This window comes from Pseudomonas sp. TWR3-1-1, assembly GCF_049896545.1.
Classification (GTDB): Bacteria; Pseudomonadota; Gammaproteobacteria; order Pseudomonadales; family Pseudomonadaceae; genus Aquipseudomonas; species Aquipseudomonas weihenstephanensis.
The window spans coordinates 1-2,147 of the sequence record NZ_JAFCUO010000032.1 but is presented as its reverse complement, the minus strand read 5'-3'; the positions used below and the strand labels follow the sequence as shown (position 1 = coordinate 2,147).

Annotated in this window: 1 pseudogene; it reads right to left on the bottom strand. The window is 63.4% G+C overall.

Annotated features, from left to right (window positions below):
- Positions 1-2,147: pseudogene (locus ACP7A4_RS22950) on the bottom strand (RHS repeat-associated core domain-containing protein); the annotation flags it as partial.

The following is a 2,147-nucleotide window of genomic DNA, read 5'->3' as shown; positions in this document are numbered from 1 at the left end:
GTTCGTTTTGGTTCCAGTGCGAGCCGGCTTCCGGTCGATGCTTGTGGTGGGCGTTGGAGTATTTATGGATGCGCCGCCCCAGCGGGTCGTAGGCGTAGTCGACGCTGAGGGTGTTGTCTTCAAAGCGCACCAGACGGTCGAACAAGTCCCAGCGCATTTGGCTTTGTTGGCCGTTGTGCCAGCGGCGGATCTGGTTGCCGCGCTCGTCGTATTCGTAGTGCGTGCCCGCGTATTCGCGCAGCAGGTTGTCCATCAGTGTGTTGCGTTTCGGGTCTTGGTCCAGCGGGCGGCGAATTTCGGCCACGCTGTTGTCCAGCAGGTTGCTGGCCGGGTCGAAGGCGAAGGTTTCGACGCCCAGGCGGCTGGTGGCGCTGAGCAGGCGGCCCACCGGGTCGTAGCGGTAGGACAACGGCCCGCGGCGGCTGTCGTTGATGTCGGTCAGTTGGCCCGCGGCGTCGTATTTGTACTCGCGTTTGAGCAATGTGGACTGGTCGTCGCTACGGCTCAGCAGTTGGGCTTGCAGACGGCCGACCGGGTCCCATTGTTGGGTTTGCAGCAGGCGGTTGCCTTGGTGGCGGGCGACTTCGCGGTGCAGGTCGTCGCGCTCGTAGCCGATGAGTTCGTGTTCGTCGAGGCGCATGCCCAGCAGGTGGCCGCTGCCGTAGGTCAGCCAACTGACTTTGTGGCCGTCCGGGCGGGTGGTGGCGATGCGTTGGTTGAGCACGTCGTACTCGTGCTGCCACACAGCGACTACCGGTTTTTGCAGGCTCAGGTAGTGCTGGTGTTCGCGCAGCAGGTTGCCCGCCGGGTCGTGGAACCATTGCAGGCGGCTGTCAGCGTTGGTGGCCATGACCAGGTTGCCGTTGCCGTCGTAGGCGAAGGTTTCGGTTTGCTCGGTGTCACCCAGGCGTGCGGTGCGCTCGATCAGGCGCCCTGTCGGGTCGAACTCGACGTGGGTAGTGCGCTGCCCGTCGACGGTGCTCGCGAGGCGGCCAGTGCTTGCGTCGTACTCGTAGAGGGTGCTGCGCCCGTCGAAACCGGTCTCTTTGAGCAGACGACCAATCGGGTCGTAATGGAATTTGGCCTGTTGCTGGTTTTCGTTTTCCAGCGCGAGCAGTTGCCCGAGACGGTCCCAGCGGTAGCGCAAGGTGTGTTCGGCGGCGTCGACACGTTCGTCGATCAGGCCCGCCGCCGTGTAAGTCCACGTCGTGCAGCGGTTAAGGCCGTCGGTGTGGGCCAGCAGCCGACCTTCGGCGTCGCGGTTGAAACGCTCTTCGGTGTTGTCGGGGTGCTTGATCAGGATCAACTGCCCGGACCTGTACTCGTACTCGGTTTTGTTGCCCGCCGCATCGGTGAAGCAGACCATTTGCCCGAGGTCGTTGTAGGCCCAGGCGCTGGTTTTGCCGGAGCAGTCGACGTACTCGACCAGTTGGCCTGCGTCGTTGTAGGCGAGGGTTTTTTCGTTGCCGTTGGCGTCTTTGATCGCGGTCGGCAACCCGGCGTCGTTGTAGGCGTACTCGGTCTTGTTGTCCCGCGGGTCGATGGCTTCAATCAGGTTGCCGTGGTCGTCGTAGTCGCGCAGCCACAGGCCGCCTTCGGCGTCGCGGATTTTGATCAACTGGTCCTGATCGTTGTACGCGTAGTGCATGACGCTGTGGTCGGCGCGGATGTGTTCGAGCACATTGCTGCGCTCGTCGTAGCTGTAGCGGTCGGTGCTGCCGTCAGGGTGAACGTGGCGCAGGATGTTTTTCGCGTCGTCACGGAACAGCCATTCCGAACGCCCGTCGGCGTGGCGGATGCGGTAGGTGTAGCCAAGGATGTCGTAGTAGTGCCAGGTCTCGTTGCCGTGGGCGTCGGTGACGTAGGTCAGGCGGATGTTTTCATCCCACTCCAGGCGGGTGTCGAAGCTGCCGTCGTCGGCCCATTCGCGCACGGCCTTGGCGTCGGGCCCGGTGCCTTGCCATTGCAGGTTCATGCCACGGGCGGTGCGGTCGGTGTAGCGGGTGATCAGGTGATGCTGGTATTCGTAGCTCCACGCGGCGCCGTTTTCGTCCTGCGCGTTGATCAGGTCGCCGTGGGCGTCGTAGTAGTAGGCCGCCAGTTGACGCACCGGCGCGCCGTCGCGGATTTCCCACAGGCCTTTGAGG